The sequence below is a fragment of the Gelidibacter maritimus genome (assembly GCF_014062315.1).
Classification (GTDB): domain Bacteria; phylum Bacteroidota; class Bacteroidia; order Flavobacteriales; family Flavobacteriaceae; genus Gelidibacter; species Gelidibacter maritimus.
Genome location: NZ_JACGLT010000004.1, coordinates 276,165 through 298,057, shown reverse-complemented (window position 1 = coordinate 298,057; position 21,893 = coordinate 276,165). Strand labels below are relative to the sequence as shown.

Genomic DNA, 21,893 nt, shown 5'->3' with positions numbered 1-21,893 from the left:
CAGTTTCATGTCATCAATAGACACGGTTTGACATCGTATAGTTGAGATGCAAACATTAATAATTAAAACTCGCTTAGCGAGTAAAATAACCATTCCTACTGTACCTTTATTCTTTCGAACTCCCAATAGTTTCGGGAGGAAAAAGCAGCGTGAGAGAGAAATCATCCCTTAGGACTCGCAAATTAGCAAATATTTAAACTTCATAAAAATTTTCCGATTGAATTTGCAACCTAGGCGATAAAATAATGATCAAACGATAAAAGCAGGTTTATTTTGATTTTTTAGTTTTGCATCGATACCAATTTAGAATTTCATTAAGAAGGATAACCAATGGAATTTGTTCAGTGAGTTCTACTTTTTCTATTTCGATACTGCCGATTTTGTTAGTCACATAGAAGGATTGGTTCAATCCTTAACTATTTATACGCTCCGCTTTTAAATTTTGGGTTTCATTAATAAAATGGGGATTTGGAATTCGTAAATAGCAATTGGTTTCACTATTTTTGCCGCATGAGTAGAAGAAACAGAAAAAAAATCTTTGAGAATGTTGTCGTAGTTGATGCTGCCGCCAAAGGTAAATCAGTAGCGAAAGCGCCAGACGGGGCTGTCATTTTTATGCAAAACGTCGTGCCCGGTGATGTTGTGGACGTAGAAACGTTTAAAAAACGTAAGTCTTTTTATGAAGGCAATGCTATAAAATTTCACGAGTATTCTGATAAGCGTACCGAACCGAAATGTCAGCATTTTGGTGTTTGTGGCGGATGCAAATGGCAAGACATGGGTTATGAGCACCAATTGTTTTATAAACAAAAGGAGGTTGAAAACAACCTTAAGCGTATCGGCCATTTAGAATTACCGCCCATTACTCCCATTTTAGGTTCTGCAAAGACCTATTTTTATAGAAATAAAATGGAATTTTCGTTCAGTGACAGTCGCTGGTTAACTTTAGACGAAATTCGCTCTAACGAAGATATTGGCGATAAAAATGCACTTGGTTTTCATATTCCTGGAATGTGGGACAAAATTCTTGACATTGAAAAATGCTGGCTTCAGGAAGATCCATCCAATGCGATTAGAAATTCGGTCAAAGAATTCGCTGTCAAACACAGTCTTGAGTTTTTTAATACGCGTAATCAAACTGGTTTTTTGAGAACATTAATGCTTCGCACCTCCACTACCGGCGATATTATGGTACTTTTCCAGTTCTTTAAAGAGGATAAAGAAAATCGTGAGCTGCTATTGAACTATGTTGGTGATAAATTTCCGGAAATTACATCGCTTCTCTACGTTATTAACGGAAAAGCAAATGACACTATCTATGATCAGGAGGTCATTTGCTATAAAGGTCAGGATCATATTTTTGAAGAGATGGAAGGACTGCGGTTTAAGATTAATGCCAAATCGTTTTACCAAACCAATTCAGATCAAGCTTATGAACTGTATAAAATAACACGCGACTTTGCCGATTTAAATGGCCATGAACTTGTTTACGATTTATATACAGGAACTGGAACGATAGCTCAATTTGTGGCCAAGAGTGCCAAAAAAGTAATTGGTGTGGAGTCTGTTCCTGATGCCATAATTGCAGCTAAGCAAAATGCACAATTAAATGGAATTGACAACGTTGAGTTTTATGTTGGAGATATGAAAAATGTGTTCAATGCCAATTTCATTGCTAAACACGGTCATCCAGATGTGATTATTACTGATCCACCACGTGACGGTATGCATAAAGATGTGGTGCAACAAATACTTAATGTGGCGCCTGAAAAAGTGGTGTATGTAAGCTGTAATAGTGCTACACAAGCGCGCGATCTAGAATTGATGGATGCCATTTATAAAGTAACGAAGGTTCAACCGGTTGATATGTTTCCGCAAACACATCATGTTGAAAATGTTGTACTTTTGGAAAAAAGATAATTAGGATCGTCGATTAACGATTGGTAATGGATGATTGTTGATTTTTGATTTTCAATACGTCATTTAAACAGAAACCTGAAACAAAACAAACTTGAAACTAATAAAAGCCCTTCAAAACATCAAAACCCTAATAGTTCTTCTCATAATCCTGAGCTTATGGGGTTGCGAACGTGATGATATTTGTGCCGCAACAACACCAACAACGCCACATCTGATCATTCGTTTTTATAATATTGATGTTTTAACAGAGACAAAAACGGTAAGACGCATGAATGTTAAAGCAGAAGGCAACCCAAAGCTTATTGTCAATGATAAAACTACAGATTCTATCGTTTTGCCTTTAAGAGTAGAGGCCTTAAACACCATTAACACGTCGCGGTTTGTGTTGACAAGAGATCAAGATTTTGATCAGGATACAATTCAAAGCACAATTCCGAATCCCGATATTATCGAAATAAAATATACTCCAGAACTCATTTATGTTTCTCGAGCCTGTGGTTATAAAAGTGTTTTCAATAATATCAGTGCAACACGGGTAACAGACTCAATCAATTGGATTTTAGACATCGAAGTTATTAAAGACACCATAAACAACGAAAATGCAGCGCATATCAATATTTATCATTAGTCAACTTTTCTTGATGGTGTTGCCGCTAACATCATTTGCCCAAGAAACGCAAGAAGTGCAAGAAGAAAATGTTAATGACACAATTATTGTCAAACAAAAATATGGCTTGCGATTGGGCGCTGACATCGGAAAATTGACCCGTTCCTTTATAGATGACGATTATACAGGTTTTGAAATTTCTGGCGATTATCGACTTACTCAAAAATTGTACTTGGCTGGTGAACTGGGGACCGAAGAAAACACCATAAGAAACGATTACTTAGATGTAACCGCAAAAGGCAGCTACTTCAAAGCTGGAATAGATTACAACCTCTATAGAAACTGGCTCGATATGGAAAACCTGATTTACACCGGATTGCGCGTTGGTGTGAGTGCGTTCAGCCAAAACCTAAATAGTTATACTATCTATACCACAGATCAATATTATAACCCTCCATTTACTTCAACAGATTTGCAGGAATTTAAAGGGTTGTCAGCCGTTTGGGCGGAGTTGGTCATAGGAATCAAAGCCGAAATTGTCAACAATTTGTTCGTCGGTATCAATGCACAGCTTAAAGGTCTGGTCGCTGAAGATCAACCTACAAATTTTGAAAATTTATTTATCCCTGGTTTCAACAGAACATTTGATAGTGGACGATTCGGTTTCGGATTTGGTTATAATGTTTCTTATTTGATCCCTATTTTCAAGAAGAACAAAAAAATATCTGTAGAGGACTAAATCTCGATAAAAACTTCCTTTTTCACATTCATTCTTTAAAATAATTTACTTAACTTTTGCATACTAATACCAGTGTATGCATAAAGATGAGATTGCCGATTTATTGGAAGAAAATTACCATACTCTAATCAACTGGCTGCAAATTCAGGATAACGAAAAATGGACGCAAGGACCTGAAAACAAATGGACTACAGGTCAACAAGCACTTCATTTGCTTCAAAGTATCAAACCTTTAAACGATATTTTAAGCATGCCAAGATTTTTTTTCAAATATGCCTTTGGAAAAAACACGCGCGAATTACGTGACTACGATACCATTGTTAAGAATTATCAGGAAATTTTAAAAGACAATAAAGACTACGTTTTTAAGGCTTCCAAGAATATGAAGGCTCCAAAATTAAAGGATAAAAATTACATTTTGAATCGTCTGCAAGTAGAAAGCAAAAAGTTACAATATAAGATTAGAAGAATATCCGATAAAAACTTAGACACCTTGGTGCTACCACACCAATTAATGGGAAAAATGCCAATTAGGGAAGTTTTAATGTGGACTGCACATCATGTGGATCATCACACAAAGCAACTTCAGAAATATTATTAAATCTCATTTATCAGAATTTAATCATAGGCATGTCATCCCGGCTTTATAAATAGGTTTAAAATCTTGGATTTTCTTTCATTCCAACTTGCTAAAACAAAGTAAAGGCCGATACGACAATAGGTATTTTCGTCTTATCTTGAAATGCTAACCGATTGTTGTACCATGTTATATAATATCGTACAAAAAGCGATGTTGCTTACATTTTTCGTAAAGCGGTGATTGATTTACATAGTCTTAATTGAGGAAGTTATGACTAGTGAAATTATAATAGAATGGACAATGATTTACTTCAACGCAGCACTTCCTTGTTAATATGGTATTATTCCTTGTATTTCCTTTTTTTACTGCCTTCATAAATTTCGTACTTCACCAATCTTGCTTCCAGCTTTGCATTGACCAAATGAATTTTTCGGGAAGGTCTAAGACCCACATACTTCAATGCATCCAGGTTTGAGGTTATAAACCAGGCATCAGTACCCGGGTAATTTTGTTTGAGGGTATCACCAATATTTTTATAAAACGATTCCATTTCTATATCCAAACGTTCACCATACGGCGGATTGAACACCATGTGCAATTTCTCGTCGCCCGCTTTTTGGGTCTTAAAGAAATCTTCATGTCTTACTTCAACAAAATCGCCCAGCTCAGCATTTTTTATGTTCTCTTTAGCTTTATCAACGGCGCTCGGCGATTTGTCATAACCTATAATCCGATGATGAAAATCCCTCATTTTCTTTAAGAGTGATTCTTCTATTTTCTCAAATAAATCTACATCCCAATCCTGCCAACGTTCAAAAGCAAATTCCTTCCGCATTAAATTGGGAGGAATGTTGCAGGCTATCATGGCCGCTTCTGCCAGAATAGTACCACTTCCACACATTGGATCCATAAAATCGGTCTGTCCGTCCCAACCCGATAGCATGACCAATCCTGCGGCCAAAACCTCATTGATTGGCGCTATATTGGTGGCGGTTTTATAACCTCTTTTATGTAATGAATCACCTGAAGAATCCAAAGAAACATTACACATATTTCTATCAATATGAACGTTGATTTTTAAATCTGGAAATTTCAGATCCACATTTGGCCGCTCACCCACCGTATCTCTAAATTTATCTACAACAGCGTCTTTCGTTTTTTGGGCAATATAAAGAGAATGGGTAAATAAATGCGAATGCACGGTAGCATCAACCGCTAAGGTTCCCGTAGGCTTAAGGTATTGGTCCCAATCCATTTTATAAACTTGATCGTACAAGTCCTTTTCATTATTAATTCTGAAGCTATGAATAGGTTTTAGAATCTTAATGGCTGTACGCAAGGCTAAGTTTGCTTTATACATAAAACCTTTATCGCCAACAAAACTCACATTTCGCACACCTGTCTTCACATCTTGCGCTCCTAGTTGGGTCAACTCCTTGGCAAGTAGATCTTCAAAACCAAATAAGGTTTTGGCTACCATATTAAAATTATTATCCATTATTCTCCTGATATAGATTACAAAAATAAAGTATTTTTGCAGTCAGACGAATTTATAATGACAAAAGACATAACAGAGTGGTACGCCTCATGGTTTGATACCCCTTACTATCATATTCTTTATGCCGATAGAGATCATACGGAAGCCCAAAAATTCATGGATAGCTTGACCCGATATTTAAATTTACCAGAACAGGCTAAAATACTTGATCTTGCTTGCGGTAAAGGGCGTCATTCCATCTACCTCAATTCTTTGGGCTATGATGTCACGGGCGTGGATCTTTCAGAAAACAGTATCAAATACGCCAAGAGGTATGAGAATGACATGCTACATTTTGAAGTGCACGATATGAGCAATCCATACAATGCTAAATTTGATGCCGTATTCAATCTTTTCACCAGCTTTGGCTATTTTGACAGGTCTGAAGACAACCTTAATACCATAAAAGCCATAAAGGAAAATCTCAATGAATTTGGATTTGGAGTAATAGATTTTATGAATGCTGATTATGTGATTGACAATTTAGTGCCTGAAGATGTCAAAACCATAGGAGGTATAGCGTTCCATCAGAAAAGATATGTTGAGAACGGCCAAATTATTAAGGATATCAGTTTTAAGGATGATGGCGTAGATTATAATTTTCAAGAGCGCGTTAGAGCGAAAACATTATCCGATTTTGAGGCACTTTTTGAACAAGCTGGGGTTTATTTGCTGGATGTTTTTGGCGATTACAAACTACAGAAATTCCATAAAACAACTTCCGAACGGTTAATTATGATCTTCAAATGAAGCAATATTTCTTACCTTTCTTAGCGGTTATTATTGGTGTTATATTGGTTTTGATATTCAAACACAAAAAATCCAATTACACAAAATTTCTATTATCTTTTAGTGGTGCATTTTTATTGGCATTAACGCTTTTTGACTTATTGCCTGAAGTTTATGAACATTTAGACGCCAAACAAACGGGACTGTTCATAATGTTAGGCATTTTGTTACAAATTTTACTGGAGTTTTTCTCTAAAGGAGCTGAACATGGCCACGTACACGTCCACAAACAAGAAACAGGCTTTCCTTGGGTACTTTTTATCAGTTTATGTATCCATAGTTTTTTGGAAGGCTTCCCTATCCATCAACATAACGATATGGTTTACGGTGTGCTCATCCATAAAATCCCTATTGCCGCATTGATTACCACCTATCTGATAGAATCAAAGTTTACATCAAATCAAATTGTTGGATTTCTTGTTATTTTCGCAGTTATGACGCCAGTGGGCACGCTAGTTTCCAATACTGTATCGTTTACTGGAGATTTTCTATTTTTCATAAATGCAATTGTTATAGGTATCTTTTTTCATATCTCAACCGTGATCCTGTTTGAAAGTAATGAGAACCACAGGTTCAACCTTACAAAACTCATACTGATTGCATTGGGGATTTTGGTTGCTTATTTAATTTGAAATACTAAGGAAAGTCAAAATAATATAAATATAACTTAGCTTTGAAAAAGCAATAATAACGCCAAAAGATCCGCGTCTACGTGTGAAATGTTATGTTCAGCAAAGAAGAGTCAAGAAAACTTAGAGAAGAATTTTGGATCAGTTTCGGAAAATCATTCCCTCGAAAATGGATTCTTTATGACACCAAGTTGAAAGGTTTAGCTTTTAAATTCCATTTTGACACCAAATCAGCATTAGTTGCACTAGATCTTGAAGATGATTTGGAAAACCGGATCAACTTTTGGGAAAAACTACAATCACTGAAGGCTATTTTAACCGAGGAGTTTCTACCAGAAGCAATTTTTGAAGAAGAATATTATTTAGATAATGGGAAGGAAATCTCCAGAATCTATGTAAAATTAAATCAGAAAGTATCCATTCACAATAAAAACAGTTGGAGAGAGGTCATGGAGTTTTTTGTTGAAAAAATGTCCTTGTTTGAAGCTTTTTTTGAAGACTACAAAGATTTTATAGATTCATAACCAGCAAGCCTCAATGAATGCTGAATATGGTTCACTAGAAGGAGTGTATTTTGTAGTTTTGAGTACTAACAGAACGAAATCTCATTTTAGATTGACGGCTTTCAAATAAAAACTGATTCAGGCTTACTGAATTCTAAACTTGATTAGCTCCCATAATTTCTCGATAGTATTAACATTTAAATTAAAAAACATTATGATTATAGACGTCCATACCCATATCAATAACTACCATGAAGACCGTGTTGTTTCTTTAGAAGACTGTCTCAATAAGTTAACGGATACCATGGAAGAAAACAAGGTAGATTATTCATTGGTATTGTCGTCTTACAAAGTAAATGAACACAGGCCCAGTACAAAAAAGGTAGTTGAGGCCATTAGCGATCGGAATAATCTTGGCGTGGTGGCAGGCATAAGTTATCTGAATTACGATTATAAGGATTTACGTGAACTGAGTGAGTATCTTGATGCTGGTCTTATAAAAGGTCTCAAATTCTATCCTGGTTATGAACCATTCTATCCTAATGATATCAGATTTAAAGTCATGTATGATATGGCCATTGAGTTTGATGTTCCTGTAATGTTCCATTCTGGTGACACCTATGCCACAAATGGAAAAATAAAGTATTCCCACCCAATTCATATTGATGATTTAGCAGTAGATTATCCCGATTTAAAAATTGTGATTTGCCATGTTGGAAGCCCATGGATTAAGGATTGTATGGAGATTGTCTATAAAAATAAAAACGTTCATGCGGATATCTCCGGATTGACTTTGGGCGATTTCTCAGATAAATTTGAGCGCTATATGAAAAAGGAGATCGAAGAAATGATCATCTATGCTGGAGATCCCAAGTATTTACTTTATGGCACTGATTGGCCTATTAGTAATATGAAATCCTATCTTCGGTTTATGGATCAATTGGAATTGGATGACGGCAAGAAAGAATTGATCATGTGGAAAAATGCAGCAGAACTATTTAAAATTGATGTGAGTAAATTCAGTTGATATTTTGAGAATAATGTGATGGCGATAAAACATGCCAATGGACTGAAATTGGAGTTTGGGTGGCCAACCCGATTTCATGAGCATCGTACCGTAATTAACAAGCACTTAATAGTATTTAAAATTATATTAAAAGCAATCCAAAAATAATGAGACGTTGAAAAGTTTCGCTCATAACCAATGAACCTCAAAGAATATAGAAGAAGATCATCAGATAATGGCAAATTGCGCCACCAAGCACAAATAAATGCCATATCACATGATTATATGGAATTTTATGAACCGCATAAAAAATAATTCCTATGGTATAAAATGCTCCTCCAGCAATAAACAACATTAAACCATTCGGACCGAGCAATTTTGAGAGATTCGTAAAGTCAAAAACAATCAGCCATCCCATAATCAAATACAACAGGGTTGAAAAAATCTCAAATCTTCCAGTAAAGAACAACTTCAGGACCATTCCAAAACCTGCTATGGCCCAAACACTCCAAAATAAAGGCCACCCTAAGCTGTTGTTGAGTGCAATTAAGGTTACCGGTGTGTAGGTTCCGGCTATTAGGAGATAAATGCTAATATGGTCAATAATCCTGAAATAATGTTTCCGTTTTTCACCAGAAACAGAATGATAAACGGCAGAGGCAGAAAACAACACAATAATGGAAACTCCATAAATGATCACACTAAATAAGCTCCAATCTGTTTTATGGTTTTTGGTACTGATCAGCAAGATGAGACCCGCAATCCCCAACACTGCACCAAAACCATGTGTCCAGGCATTAAGCTTTTCCTCAAAATCAGATTGTATCCGCATTAGTTTCTAATGGTTTTGGCCGCCCATTTATTTGTAAGCTCAAAATAATCAATGGGAAATGCCGATTTCTGACGTTCCAATTGACCGTTTTGAAAAGCTCGTTCCAAGATGTCTTCTATCAAATAATCTTCGCTTACATGTAATGGATTAAACTCTTCTTTTAATGAAATGTCAAACAACCTGGCTGTATTATTAAACCAAAATGCCCGCCAGCCACTTCGCAATTCCTGAATCAATTGAAATGTTGTTTTTCCTGTTTGACGGTGAATCAATTTGACCAAAATCTGACCTTCCTTACGAGTTAATTTCTTGAGTTCCTCAGAAAACTCCTCTTCAATATATTTCTGAATGATTCTGGCATATCGTCGTTTTTCACTTTTACGTTCTAAAGTTTCTAAACGTTTGTTAAGTTCAACCAAACGTTCAGCAGCCAATTTTGCATAAGGATACACTTTAATAGTCCTTCGTTTTAAAATCAAATATCGAATACGGTCGTCCTTACTGTCAAACTTTAGTTTACGCAATACTAAAACAGCATCCAAATCGATTATTGAAACGGGAATCGAATCGCCATCAATATAATAATACTCAACAGCTGTAGAATCTTTCTCCACAGGGTCAACTTGAGCAAATAGCAACAAGGGTAAAAATATAAAAATGTAGGTCATCAACTTCATTGGTGCAATAGCGCTAAAATCAGTCCAAAATTAAGAATTTACATAGCCATTAACCTTAAATTCTTATTAATATTATTAATTTTAGACAAAATATATACCTATGCCAAAAAAGAACATTTTAGACAATAAATCATTAGAGTTTTTAGAAAACTATTTAAACAATGCATCCCCGACTGGTTACGAGTGGTCAGGGCAAAAATTGTGGATGGACTATCTCAAACCATATGTAGACGAATTTATTACTGATACTTACGGAACTGCCGTGGGCGTTATCAATCCGGAAGCAAAATATAAAGTTGTCATTGAAGGTCACGCCGATGAAATCTCGTGGTACGTCAATTATATTACTGATAATGGTCTTATTTATGTTATTAGAAATGGCGGCAGCGACCATCAGATTGCACCGAGTAAGATTGTAAATATCCACACAAAAAACGGCATCGTTAAAGGTGTTTTTGGTTGGCCTGCAATCCACACACGAGATAAATCTAAGGAAGAAACCCCAAAACCAGAAAACATCACCATTGATGTTGGTGCAAAAGACAAAGAAGAGGTTGAAAAAATGGGCGTGCACGTAGGCTGTGTCATCACCTATCCTGACACTTTTCATATCTTGAATAATGATAAATTTGTATGTCGTGCCCTCGACAATCGTATTGGTGGTTTTATGATTGCTCAAGTGGCACGTTTGCTGCATGAGAATAAAAAGAAATTGCCTTTCGGTTTATATATCACAAATTCCGTTCAAGAAGAAATCGGTTTGCGTGGTGCAGAAATGATTGCCGAGCGCATCCAACCCAACGTCGCAATTGTAACTGACGTTACGCACGATACGACTACACCAATGATTGACAAGAAAAAAGAGGGGCATTTAGAATTAGGCTTAGGGCCAGTTGTGGCCTATGCTCCTGCCGTTCAACAAAAACTAAGAGATCTCATTACGGAAACGGCAGAAGCCAAGAAAATTCCTTTCCAACGGTCAGCCTGCTCAAGAGCAACAGGAACCGACACTGACGCTTTTGCCTATAGCGGTATGGGCGTTGCAAGTGCCTTAATTTCATTGCCACTTCGTTATATGCATACTACGGTTGAGATGGTCCATAGAGACGATGTGGAGAACGTCATTAAATTAATTTACGAATCTTTATTGAACATCAGTGAAAACGATACTTTTAGTTATTTTGATAAATAATGAATATAACTGAACAAAAAAATCTATTTGATCTTCCTGAAGATATCTGCTATTTAAACACGGCGAGCCTATCGCCGTCGTTTAAAGCAGTGGAAAAGGCCGGTATTGCAGCTGTAGTGCAAAAAACCAGACCCTATTTAATTCCGTCAACTGATTTTTTTGAGCCTGTGATTGCCTTGAAGAAGAAATTTGCGCAACTTATTGATGTTGTCAATTATGAACGCATTGCAACAATCTCTTCAGTTTCTTACGGCATTGCCACTGTGGCAAGAAACATCAAGTTAAAACCAGGTGACACAGTCATTTTAATGCAGGAACAATTTCCCAGTAATTATTATTCCTGGAAGAAATTGACCGACACATATCAAGCCAAACTCAAAATAATTGAAGCACCACATCTAAAATCCAATCTGGGGAAAACATGGAATGATGCCATCTTGGAAGCCATTGACGAGTCCACAGCGGTGGTTGCCATGGGACATATCCATTGGTCCAGCGGTGCTTTATTCGATTTAAAGAAGATTAGAGCCAAAACCCAAGAGCATAATGCCTTATTGATTATTGATGGTAGCCAATCAGTTGGAGCATTGCCGTTTTCGGTAAAGGAGTTACAACCGGATGTCTTGATTTGTGCGGGCTACAAATGGCTTTTCGGACCTTATGGTTGCGGCTATGCCTATTATGGGCCTTATTTTGATGATGGCGAACCCTTGGAAGAAAATTGGACCAACCGATTGGATAGCCATATATTACCCGATTTAACACAATATCAATCGCAATACAAACCATTTGCCAATAGATATGTTATGGGAGAAAGTGGCAGTTTCATTTATGTAAAAATGCAATTGGAAGCTTTAAAACAAGTAATTTCATGGACGCCCGAAGCCGTTCAAAAGTATTGTAAAGAAATTTCGGTTAATGCGGTCAAGAGTTTGCGCGATTTGGGATGTGAAATTGAAGCTGATGAACACAGAAGTCATCACCTCTTCGGCCTCAAATTGCCTGAAGCAGTTGACATCAAAAGCTTTAAAAAAGCGTTAAAAGATGAAAATATTTATGTTTCCTTTAGAGGTGCCTATGTGCGTTTATCCTGCCATGTATTCAATACAGAAAAGGATTTTGATAAATTTGTGAATTGCTTAAAATCAGTAATGGACTAAAATGGCTACAGACGAATATATTGATGTTTTAAATGCCGACGGAACACCTACCGGAAAAAGCTGTCCAAAATCAGAAATCCACTCTAAGGGTTACTACCACAATACCGCCCATGTTTGGTTTTATAACGCCAATGCCGAAATATTACTGGCCCAGCGCGCCGCATCAAAAACTATTTACCCCCTATTATGGGACGTATCGGTTGCCGGCCATGTTGATTCTGATGAATCTATAACGCAGGCTACGGTGAGGGAGACATTTGAAGAAATTGGCATCAAAATTCCAAAAAACCTCTTGGAAAAAATCGGGGTTTTTGAATGTTTTCAAAGCTATCCAAACGGGATCAAAGACAATGAATTTCACCATACCTTCATTGCTAAGATTGACTATAGATTAAGTGAGTTTACTTTGGACCATAATGAAGTGGAAAAAGTAAAATTTGTAAGCATTCCCGAATTTCGCGAGTTATTGAAAAACAGTGATGTCAATGGCCATTTTATATCCAGCAACACACCTTATTACCTTGAGGTAATTGAGGCCATCGAACATCGATTATTGTAAGCAAAAAACATGACCTTATTAGCACTCGCCATTGCCCCCGTTGTCATAATCATCATTTATATTTTTATAAAAGACAAATATGAAAAAGAACCAAAGCAGCTTTTGGTTAACAATTTTTTATTGGGCGCTATTGTCAGCGTTATCATTACCACACTACTCTATATTCTCATTGACATTCCGTTACCATTAAAAAATGATAATAGTATTTTTGAGCAATTCATCAAGGCCTTCTTTGTGGTTGGTCTTTCAGAAGAATTTAGCAAATACATCATCATTCGCTATTACGCTCAACCGCACCACGAATTCAATGAACCTTTTGATGGTATCGTTTACGCGGTTATGGTTTCTATGGGATTTGCTGCTACTGAAAATATCATGTATGTTCTGCAAGGCGGCATTGAAGTAGCCATTATTAGAGCATTTACAGCGGTTCCTGCCCATGCGACCTTTGCTATCTTGATGGGTTATTTTATGGGAAAAGCGAAGTTTTCAAACAATCGCGTCCTACTCAATCTGACTGGACTTTTTCTGGCAGTCCTTTTTCACGGCGCTTATGATTTTTTCCTCTTTATAGACTTTATTCCGGGTGTGTGGATTGGTGCTTTTATCTCTCTTTTTATCGGAATTGTCCTATCTCGGAAGGCTATTATAAGACACCAATTCAATTCTAATTTCAAAATTCATAAAGAAAAGTGAAACAAAGCGTATTGGGAGTTGATGACCACTTTTTTTGATTAATTTTATCGGAATGAAAAATACAATAGCTGAAAGAATTGCAGATTTTATCAAAAATTTTCCTCCTTTTGATCAACTTTCAAAAGAGGATGTATACACCATTTCCAAGGAAGTCAATATCACCTATCTTGAAAAAGACAAGAACGTCTACTTAGCAAATGATGCACCTCACGATAGATTTTACATGATTCACAAAGGTGCCATTGCACTTAAACAGAATATCAATTCGAAACTTGAAACCGTCGATCGATTTGATGAAGGGGATATTTTCGGTCTACGACCTCTTTTCGCCAATGAAAATTATACCACAGACGCAGTCACTGAAGAAGAAAGCATACTTTATGGCATTCCATTAAGCATTTTTAAACCTTTGATAAGCCAAAGCAGGGAGGTTGTAGACTTTCTTATTCAAAGTTTTGCTTCCAATACCGAAAATCCCTTTTCAAAAGAAATGTATGGTTCATTGTATGACGATGATTTGGATGCTGTAACACACGAAAAAGAACTTTTTGAACTGCAGCCCGTTCGTTATACCAAAAAAGTGATAACTGCCAAAAAGGATACAAAAATCAAACATATTGGGCAACTCATGAGGCAACATCGGATTAGGTCTATTATCATCGAGGACGCCAATATTCCAATTGGGATTATAACCGATGAGGATTTGCGCAATAAGGTCATCACTGGCGAACATACCATTGAAGACAGTGCAGACCACATTATGAGTTCGCCTGTTCTATGCTATCCAAAAGGGGTGTCCATAAGTCAGGCGCAACTGACAATGATGAAACACAATATCAGCCATTTATGCATCACATCAGATGGCACGCCAAATTCAAAAATCATAGGTGTCATTTCCCAACAGGACATTACTGTGATGCGCGGCAGCAGTCCGACGGTTTTGATGAAAGCCATCAAAAGGTCTAAGTCCACCAAAGAATTGAAACACATCCGGAAAAGGATTATGGTGCTTCTGGAAGGTTTCGTCGAACAAAATATCCCACTGACACAAACCAGTAAAATTATTTTTGAACTAAATGATGCCACCGTTAAGCGCATCATTGAGCGCTGTATTTTAAAAATGGGAGAACAGCCTCCCGTCTCGTTTGCCTGGATGTCTTTAGGTAGCCAGGGACGGAAAGAACAATTGTTGCACACCGATCAGGATAATGCCATCGTATTTGAAAATGTTGAAGCGGAGGAATTGGAACCTGTCAGAGACTATTTCTTGTTGCTGGCAAAGAAAGTCAACAAACGACTGAATAACATTGGTTTTGATTTTTGTCCAGCGGACATTATGGCTAAAAACCCTAAATGGTGCTTAAGTTTAGATGAATGGAAACTTCAATTTGATCATTGGACCTCCAACACCGGAGATGATGAAATTTTACTATCCTCCATATTTTTCGATTTCGATATCACTTATGGTGATGCGGCGCTCACAAACCAACTCTCTGAACACATTTTCAAAATCACAAAAAACAATCATTCTTTTTTGTTTAAGCTTGGAGCCAGTGCACTACGAAGCGCCTCTCCTCTTGGTTTTTTTAGACAGTTTTTAGTAGAACAGGATGGAGCATACAAAGATTTTTTCGATATTAAAAAACGGGCCATTATGCCCATTGTTGATGCTGGTCGTCTCTTTGCGCTTTCCAATCAAATTAAGAATATTAATAATACTGCAGAAAGATTTGAGAAAATGGCAGAACTATATCCTGAAGATGAAGAGTTTTATCTTTCCTGTTCATACACCTCTAAAGCCTTGCTCAAATTCCGGACTAAACATGGCCTACTCCATAATGATGACGGTAGGTTTATTGAATTGGCCGCCTTGACCAAAGAAGAAAAGATGAAGTTGAAACGTTGCTTTAAAACCATAGCAAAGGTTCAGGAACTGATAAAGTTAAAGTTCAATTTAAATAATTTTATGTGATGCTCTGGAGTTTTAAAAAGAAAAAACATCCCGATTTTTGGATCACGTATCTTGCTCACTTTGATAAAAAGGAGAAAAAGAATTTACACACGTCACGTTTTGTCGCTTTAGACTCAGAGACCACTGGATTTGATATTTATAAGGACCGAATCCTATCCATTGGTGCCGTATCTATTGTTGGAAATGAGATTTCAGTGGCAGATACGTTTGAGGTTTATTTAAAACAATCGCATTTCAATCCCGAAACGGTCCACATCCACGGTATTCTTCAGCATGGCACTAAAAAGAAACTTTCTGAAGAAGAGGCCTTAAAACAATTTTTAATCTACATAAAAGACTCGGTATTGGTGGCGCACCATGCGATATTTGACATTAAAATGATCAATCAATCCCTGAACAGAATGGGTTTGCCCAATTTAAAAAACAAGGTCATTGATACCATGGAGCTTTATGCAGATACAAGGATCAAGTCGAATTTTATTGATAAAAACATTCGTTATTCGCTTGATGATATCGCGGAAGCTTATGCCATTAATTTAACCGACCGACATACAGCACCTGGCGATGCACTGATTGCTGCCCTAATTTTCCTTAAGACAACAACAATTCTCAGAAAATCAAAATATTTTAAATTAGAGCACTATTTCCTTAAGTCAAATAGATTTTAATTTACCTTTTTAAATTCGTAACTTTTCAACCAATAATGAATTCTATATGAACAAACACTATCTATTGAAGGTTAATGGAGCGCTGGAATTATCAGTTTCCAACGACGATCTAAAATCGTTAGACGCCATCAAAATATCCGACTCTAAATACCATATACTTCAAGATGGTAACTCTTACAATGCCGAAATAACAGACAGTAACTTTAACGATAAATCATATAGAGTCAAAATCAACAATAACACTTATGACATTGACATTTTCAGCGATTTAGACCAATTAATTATTGCATTGGGTTTTGAAATTGGCAATGCTAAAACAGTGGATAAAATCATTGCGCCCATGCCTGGATTAATATTGGAAATAAATGTTGGAGTTGGCGATGTGGTTAATGAAAATGATCCGCTATTGATTCTTGAAGCCATGAAAATGGAGAATGTCATCAGTTCGCCAAGAGATGGGATTATTAAATCTATTACCGTTAATAAAGGAGATGCGGTTGAAAAAAATCAGCTGTTGATTACGTTTGAGTAGATTGCTGTGATGATAGAAACCAACCGACATAGTATAACACCCAAATAACCATAAGCAACCAATAGCATAACTGTCGTGTATTTATGGTAAAAACCACAACTGCTTTCGCAGGTATTGGTTCACCGCCTTAGCGGGAATAAAAATATAATTATCAATGAAAAAAATACTCATAGCCAACCGAGGGGAAATTGCCATCCGAATTATAAAAACCGCCAGAAAAATGGGCATTCAAACGGTGGCCATCTACTCTACTGCTGATAGACGATCTCCTCACGTAAGATATGCCGATGAAGCGGTACTTGTTGGAGAAGGTCCGTCCAATAAATCTTATTTATTAGGCGATAAAATTATAGATATAGCCAAGTCGTTAAATGTTGATGCCATTCATCCGGGCTACGGATTTCTAAGTGAGAACGCTGATTTTGCAGAAGCCTGTGAGGCCAACGGTATTACATTTATCGGTCCAAAATCGAGAGCCATAAAAATCATGGGCAGCAAATTAGCAGCTAAAGAAGCAGTTAAACGTTATGATATTCCAATGGTTCCTGGGATTGATGAAGCCATAACAGATATAGATAAGGCTCATGCCATTGCCAAGGACATCGGATTTCCTATTTTAATAAAAGCTTCCGCTGGTGGTGGCGGTAAAGGAATGCGCGTAGTTCAAAAGGATTCAGAATTGGTGTCGCAAATGAAGCGCGCCATCAGCGAAGCCACATCAGCATTTGGTGATGGCTCCGTGTTTATTGAGAAATATGTCAATTCACCACGCCATATTGAAATTCAAATCATGGCTGACACCCATGGGAATATCATTCATCTTTTTGAAAGGGAGTGCAGCATTCAACGCCGTCATCAAAAAGTAGTTGAAGAGGCACCATCAGCTGTTCTAACTCCAGAATTAAGAATCAAAATGGGTGAAGCTGCCATCAAAGTTGCCAGAGCCTGTGATTATGTGGGTGCTGGAACAGTTGAGTTTCTTGTAGATGAGCATCTGAATTTCTACTTCTTAGAAATGAACACCCGTTTACAAGTTGAACACCCTGTCACAGAACTTATAACCAATACTGATTTGGTAGAATTGCAAATTCGAGTGGCCCGTGGCGAAGTTCTTCCAATAAAACAGGAGCATTTAGAGATTAAAGGTCACGCTCTGGAGTTACGTGTTTATGCCGAAGACCCATTGAATGATTTTCTTCCAAGCGTTGGGCATTTGGAAGTTTATAAATTACCGGAAGGCGATAATATCCGTGTGGATAATGGTTTTGAAGAAGGGATGGATATTCCTATTTTTTACGATCCTATGCTTGCCAAATTGATTACCTACGGCGAAACAAGAGCCGAAGCTATTGAAAGGATGTTGGATGCTATTAGCAATTATCACATTGCAGGCATTGAAACTACACTTACATTTGGCACATTTGTTTTTGAACATGAGGCATTTCGTTCAGGGAGATTTAATACTCATTTTGTTAAAAAATATTATTCTCCCGAAAAAATTGAAGAACAGAATAAGCAAGAAGCGCATTTAGCTGCATTGATTGCGGTGAAACAATATTTGGAAGACCAAAAGATATTGCGTGTGCCGGATGGCGAGTGAAGTTGAAGTTTAGGTTAAAACTCAGGTTGTAACACAAAGAAAGCACAAATCTCAACAAAGTTCCACAAAGAAAAAAGAAGTAAATTGATATAAAAAGCACGGCCTCTGCGCCGCTGCCAGAATGAATAAATATGGAATCTAAAATAAAAGATCTTAACGACAAGCTTGCCCTAGCCTATTTAGGAGGTGGACAAGACCGCATTGACAAACAACACGAAAAAAAGAAACTGACCGCAAGAGAGCGTGTTCTTTATTTATTGGATGACGGTTCCTTTGAAGAAATTGGTGCTTTGGTCACCCACCGTACCAAGGATTTTGGAATGGAAAAACAACAGTTTTATGGTGATGGTGTTGTCACTGGATATGGTACGGTCCACGGGAAACTTGTTTATGTTTTTGCACAGGATTTTACGGTTTTTGGAGGGTCACTTTCAGAAACGCATGCGGAAAAAATCTGTAAAGTCATGGATTTAGCCTTAAAAGTTGGAGCGCCCATTATTGGATTGAATGATTCAGGTGGTGCCAGAATTCAAGAAGGTGTACGCAGTTTGGGAGGTTATGCAGATATCTTTTATCGAAATGTGCAAGCTTCAGGAGTGATTCCGCAAATTTCTGCTATTATGGGTCCGTGTGCAGGTGGCGCTGTTTACAGTCCAGCCATGACAGATTTTACCATTATGGTACAAGACACCAGCTATATGTTTGTAACCGGGCCCAATGTGGTCAAAACGGTCACCAATGAGAATGTAACCTCAGAAGAATTGGGAGGCGCCAGTACACATTCAACCAAATCTGGTGTGGCCCATATCACAGCGACCAATGATGTGGACTGTCTGGAAGATATTAAAAAACTTATCAGCTACTTACCTCAAAACAATACAGAAACTACCCCTCTACTGCCCTATGACTTAAAAGATGAAATCAGAGAGGAGCTTTCCGAAATTATTCCTGACAATGCCAATAAGCCTTATGACATGCATAGTGTGATCAATGGAATTATTGACACCGATTCGTTCTACGAAATCCACAAAGATTATGCAGAGAATATAGTTGTGGGATTTGCCCGACTTGGCGGCAGAAGCATTGGCATTGTTGCCAATCAACCGATGTATCTGGCAGGTGTTTTAGACGTGGACAGTTCAAAAAAAGCAGCACGATTTGTACGTTTTTGTGATTGTTTTAATATTCCACTATTAGTTTTGGAAGATGTGCCAGGGTTTTTACCAGGAACTGATCAAGAATGGCGTGGCATCATCTTACATGGAGCTAAACTACTCTATGCTTTTAGTGAGGCCACAGTACCAAGAGTGACGGTTATTACACGAAAGGCTTATGGTGGGGCTTATGATGTGATGAACTCTAAACATATTGGTGCCGACATGAATTTTGCTTGGCCTAGTGCTGAGATTGCGGTTATGGGTGCTAAAGGCGCAGCAGAAATCATCTTTAAAAAAGAAATTAACAAGGCTGAGGATAAAGAGGCTAAATGGAAAGAAAAGGAAGCAGAATACGCACAACTTTTTGCAAATCCGTATAGCGCCGCTGAACGAGGATTTATTGATGAAGTAATCCTTCCGAAGGATACACGCCGAAAATTAATTAAGGCTTTTGCCATGTTGAAAGACAAAAAAGTGGATGGTCCAGAGCGTAAACACGGAAATATTCCATTATGATATCATTTAAAACGGAATAACTTTCCCAAGTTCCGTACAAAGGATCTAGCATGCAGAAACCTAAAAAATGATAACCTACTCTGGATAAGAGTCAATTGGAATAATCAAGAACCTCGGGGTCCGTCCGACCCGAACGGGCAGGAAGCCGTATTGAATGATTCTGATATTGGTGTTTTTTGATTACTGTAAACCCCGGCGGATTACTCCCTATTGGTGGGAATTAAAGTTTTGAAATCAACTTCTTTTTACCATTTGATTTTTTGGTCGATTTCGACTTTGTTTTTGGTTTGGGCTGATTGTTTTCTTTAAGCCTCACATAGATAAGTTTGAAATGGCCTTTGGAATCTTCACGTCTATCAATCTCAAATTCGTTTATGGATTTGATCAAAGGGGTCAGTTTTTGGAACCCATAATTCCGCGAGTCGAAATTTGGCTGTTTCTTCTGCAACAGACTACCAACATCACCTAAGAATGCCCAACCGTCGTCATCAGCAACATCATCAATGGTGGTTGCAATAAATTTAATGTCTTTTGCCGTTATCTTATCAATACCGCTCTCCGTAGATTTAGTTTTCTGATTAGAGGTACTTTCCTCCTCCTGGCCTTGATTTTTAAGAATTTCAATATAAATAAACTTGTCACAGGCAACAATAAATGGATTGGGGGTTTTCTTTTCACCAATACCGTAAACTTTCATCCCTGCTTCTCTCAGCCGTGTTGCCAAGCGTGTAAAGTCACTATCACTTGAGACCAAACAAAAGCCATCAACTTTTCTTGAGTAAAGAATATCCATAGCATCAATAATCATGGCAGAGTCAGTGGCGTTTTTACCCACAGTATAACCATATTGTTGAATGGGCGTAATGGCATTTTCCAATAACAGATTCTTCCATTTAGAGAGATGAGGCTTTGTCCAATCACCATAAATTCGCTTAATTGTCGGGTTTCCGTATTTGGCAATTTCTTCCATCATTTCCTTAACATGCGCGGAAGGAATATTATCGCCATCTATTAATACTGCAAGTTTGATATCCATTTATTGGTAATTATTTAATTTGTCTAAAATTTGGAAAGTTAAAGATAGTATTTAATTACAGGAAACTGACTGAAGCGGTTCTTTTTTAAGGGTTCTATAACAAAAAGACAAGCCATAATCAAAATTGACTATGGCTCGTTTTTTAAATGCTTTTTTAATGTTGTTCACAAAGTGCAACAACACTAAAAAAGTAGTCTTTGGTAAACTTTATTTTTCACGACACGGTATTGGGTAACGCAGTCCATATACTTTTCAAAGACATGATCATGATGGCGCATATAGAATTGGTCGCATTCCAACTCATCACATTCCTTGACGTTGTTCAACAAGTTTCTATACGTATAGAATTCATTTAACAGATGAATATTTTCATTAACATCATCAAGTAACTCATTTCGCAATTCTTTATCCCCAATTTTATGGACAATGATTTTCGCCAGCTGGTCTGCTTCATTAATCATGGCGTCCAAATGGGATATCCAAGTACTAAGCTCTCGATGCCTGTGGCGTTTGACAATTTCGTCGTCAGTCTCATATCCGTAATTAACTAAGGGTTTCATTAGGCAATGTTTAATTTTGTTATATTATTTTGTTTGACATCCAAAATGGTGATGTCCTTATCACCACCTGGAAACGTCCAACTAATACTGTCATCTTTAGCATAGCCTAACACAGCAGCTCCCATTGGCAAAAGCAAAGAGATTTTCTTTTGGGAATTATTGCTTTCTGCAGGTAAAACTACTTGGAAAGTATAAGACCATCCGTCTTTAGTAGCAATGGTTATTTCTGAATTGATCCTTACAACGTCGTCAGGCATCTTGTCGTCATCCAAGATTTCAGCGCTCTCCATTTCCGTCGCAAATTTGGTCAACGAAACTTTCTGGGTTGAGTCTTTATAATCTTTAGTCAGATTTAACAAACGTTTGATGGCCACATACTCTTTTTTTTCTAATATTAATTTACCGTATTTCATGTCTTTTATTGTT

The 21,893-nt window shown here is 37.3% G+C and carries 23 protein-coding genes; 17 read left to right on the top strand and 6 right to left on the bottom strand.

What is annotated here, in order from left to right; all coding sequences use genetic code 11:
* The first annotated feature begins 510 nt into the window (after positions 1–510).
* The 4 genes from rlmD (at position 511) to H3Z82_RS07355 (ending at position 3,867) form a co-directional block, all read left to right on the top strand.
* Entirely contained in the window at positions 511–1,920 is a 1,410-nt protein-coding gene (gene rlmD / locus H3Z82_RS07370; protein WP_182204294.1) for a 23S rRNA (uracil(1939)-C(5))-methyltransferase RlmD, read from the top strand.
* Positions 1,921–2,011: 91 nt separating this feature from the next.
* Positions 2,012–2,548, top strand: a complete 537-nt coding sequence (locus H3Z82_RS07365; RefSeq protein WP_182204291.1) for a DUF6452 family protein — start codon at positions 2,012–2,014, stop codon at positions 2,546–2,548.
* Entirely contained in the window at positions 2,520–3,266 is a 747-nt protein-coding gene (locus tag H3Z82_RS07360; RefSeq protein WP_220459141.1) for a DUF6048 family protein, read from the top strand. The genes H3Z82_RS07365 and H3Z82_RS07360 overlap by 29 nt, the downstream gene beginning before the upstream one ends.
* Positions 3,267–3,342: 76 nt before the next feature.
* A complete protein-coding gene (locus H3Z82_RS07355) occupies positions 3,343–3,867 on the top strand; it encodes a DinB family protein (protein WP_182204290.1) in 525 nt (174 codons plus the stop codon).
* 319 nt (positions 3,868–4,186) lie between these two features.
* On the opposite strand, the gene H3Z82_RS07350 is transcribed toward H3Z82_RS07355, so the two are convergent.
* Entirely contained in the window at positions 4,187–5,344 is a 1,158-nt protein-coding gene (locus tag H3Z82_RS07350) for a THUMP domain-containing class I SAM-dependent RNA methyltransferase (RefSeq protein ID WP_182204288.1), read from the bottom strand.
* Positions 5,345–5,401: 57 nt separating this feature from the next.
* On the opposite strand from H3Z82_RS07350, the gene H3Z82_RS07345 reads away from it, so the two are divergent.
* The 4 genes from H3Z82_RS07345 (at position 5,402) to H3Z82_RS07330 (ending at position 8,331) form a co-directional block, all read left to right on the top strand.
* Positions 5,402–6,133 (top strand): class I SAM-dependent methyltransferase, encoded by a 732-nt coding sequence (locus H3Z82_RS07345; RefSeq protein ID WP_182204285.1) that lies wholly within the window; start codon positions 5,402–5,404, stop codon positions 6,131–6,133.
* On the top strand, positions 6,130–6,804 hold the full coding sequence (locus H3Z82_RS07340) for a ZIP family metal transporter (protein WP_182204282.1): 675 nt from the start codon (positions 6,130–6,132) through the stop codon (positions 6,802–6,804). The genes H3Z82_RS07345 and H3Z82_RS07340 overlap by 4 nt, the downstream gene beginning before the upstream one ends.
* 92 nt (positions 6,805–6,896) lie before the next feature.
* The gene (locus H3Z82_RS07335; RefSeq protein WP_182204279.1) at positions 6,897–7,325 is read left to right on the top strand and encodes a DUF4268 domain-containing protein; all 429 of its coding nucleotides are present in this window, start codon (positions 6,897–6,899) and stop codon (positions 7,323–7,325) included.
* A gap of 193 nt (positions 7,326–7,518) precedes the next feature.
* Entirely contained in the window at positions 7,519–8,331 is an 813-nt protein-coding gene (locus tag H3Z82_RS07330) for an amidohydrolase family protein (RefSeq protein ID WP_182204277.1), read from the top strand.
* Positions 8,332–8,515: 184 nt separating this feature from the next.
* Here the strand turns inward: H3Z82_RS07330 and trhA are convergent, their stop codons facing one another.
* Together trhA and H3Z82_RS07320 are read right to left on the bottom strand one after the other, a co-directional pair.
* Entirely contained in the window at positions 8,516–9,142 is a 627-nt protein-coding gene (trhA, locus tag H3Z82_RS07325) for a PAQR family membrane homeostasis protein TrhA (protein WP_182204274.1), read from the bottom strand.
* The gene (locus H3Z82_RS07320) at positions 9,142–9,819 is read right to left on the bottom strand and encodes a DUF4294 domain-containing protein (RefSeq protein WP_182204266.1); all 678 of its coding nucleotides are present in this window, start codon (positions 9,817–9,819) and stop codon (positions 9,142–9,144) included. The genes trhA and H3Z82_RS07320 overlap by 1 nt, the downstream gene beginning before the upstream one ends.
* A 100-nt stretch (positions 9,820–9,919) precedes the next feature.
* On the opposite strand from H3Z82_RS07320, the gene H3Z82_RS07315 reads away from it, so the two are divergent.
* From H3Z82_RS07315 to H3Z82_RS07275, 9 genes are all read left to right on the top strand, one after another.
* Positions 9,920–11,011, top strand: a complete 1,092-nt coding sequence (locus H3Z82_RS07315; RefSeq protein ID WP_182204264.1) for a M42 family metallopeptidase — start codon at positions 9,920–9,922, stop codon at positions 11,009–11,011.
* Positions 11,011–12,171: an aminotransferase class V-fold PLP-dependent enzyme gene (locus H3Z82_RS07310; RefSeq protein WP_182204262.1), complete on the top strand. Its 1,161-nt coding sequence runs from the start codon at positions 11,011–11,013 to the stop codon at positions 12,169–12,171. The genes H3Z82_RS07315 and H3Z82_RS07310 overlap by 1 nt, the downstream gene beginning before the upstream one ends.
* Position 12,172: 1 nt before the next feature.
* Positions 12,173–12,730, top strand: a complete 558-nt coding sequence (locus H3Z82_RS07305) for an NUDIX hydrolase (RefSeq protein ID WP_182204260.1) — start codon at positions 12,173–12,175, stop codon at positions 12,728–12,730.
* A gap of 9 nt (positions 12,731–12,739) precedes the next feature.
* Positions 12,740–13,426, top strand: a complete 687-nt coding sequence (locus H3Z82_RS07300) for a PrsW family intramembrane metalloprotease (RefSeq protein WP_182204258.1) — start codon at positions 12,740–12,742, stop codon at positions 13,424–13,426.
* Positions 13,427–13,478: 52 nt separating this feature from the next.
* Positions 13,479–15,398: a DUF294 nucleotidyltransferase-like domain-containing protein gene (locus H3Z82_RS07295; protein ID WP_182204256.1), complete on the top strand. Its 1,920-nt coding sequence runs from the start codon at positions 13,479–13,481 to the stop codon at positions 15,396–15,398.
* Positions 15,398–16,066, top strand: coding sequence for a 3'-5' exonuclease (locus tag H3Z82_RS07290; protein WP_182204480.1), 669 nt, complete (start codon positions 15,398–15,400; stop codon positions 16,064–16,066). Before H3Z82_RS07295 ends, H3Z82_RS07290 begins: the two co-directional genes overlap by 1 nt.
* 46 nt (positions 16,067–16,112) lie before the next feature.
* A complete protein-coding gene (locus tag H3Z82_RS07285) occupies positions 16,113–16,598 on the top strand; it encodes an acetyl-CoA carboxylase biotin carboxyl carrier protein subunit (RefSeq protein WP_182204247.1) in 486 nt (161 codons plus the stop codon).
* Between the two features lie 154 nt (positions 16,599–16,752).
* Positions 16,753–18,198: an acetyl-CoA carboxylase biotin carboxylase subunit gene (locus H3Z82_RS07280; RefSeq protein WP_182204246.1), complete on the top strand. Its 1,446-nt coding sequence runs from the start codon at positions 16,753–16,755 to the stop codon at positions 18,196–18,198.
* 131 nt (positions 18,199–18,329) lie between these two features.
* On the top strand, positions 18,330–19,871 hold the full coding sequence (locus tag H3Z82_RS07275; protein WP_182204244.1) for an acyl-CoA carboxylase subunit beta: 1,542 nt from the start codon (positions 18,330–18,332) through the stop codon (positions 19,869–19,871).
* Between the two features lie 220 nt (positions 19,872–20,091).
* Here the strand turns inward: H3Z82_RS07275 and H3Z82_RS07270 are convergent, their stop codons facing one another.
* The 3 genes from H3Z82_RS07270 to H3Z82_RS07260 form a co-directional block, all read right to left on the bottom strand.
* Positions 20,092–20,907 (bottom strand): NYN domain-containing protein, encoded by an 816-nt coding sequence (locus tag H3Z82_RS07270; protein WP_182204242.1) that lies wholly within the window; start codon positions 20,905–20,907, stop codon positions 20,092–20,094.
* A 182-nt stretch (positions 20,908–21,089) separates the two neighbouring features.
* Positions 21,090–21,467: a hypothetical protein gene (locus tag H3Z82_RS07265; RefSeq protein ID WP_182204240.1), complete on the bottom strand. Its 378-nt coding sequence runs from the start codon at positions 21,465–21,467 to the stop codon at positions 21,090–21,092.
* Positions 21,467–21,880 (bottom strand): GreA/GreB family elongation factor, encoded by a 414-nt coding sequence (locus H3Z82_RS07260; RefSeq protein ID WP_182204238.1) that lies wholly within the window; start codon positions 21,878–21,880, stop codon positions 21,467–21,469. The genes H3Z82_RS07265 and H3Z82_RS07260 overlap by 1 nt, the downstream gene beginning before the upstream one ends.
* Positions 21,881–21,893 lie beyond the last annotated feature (13 nt).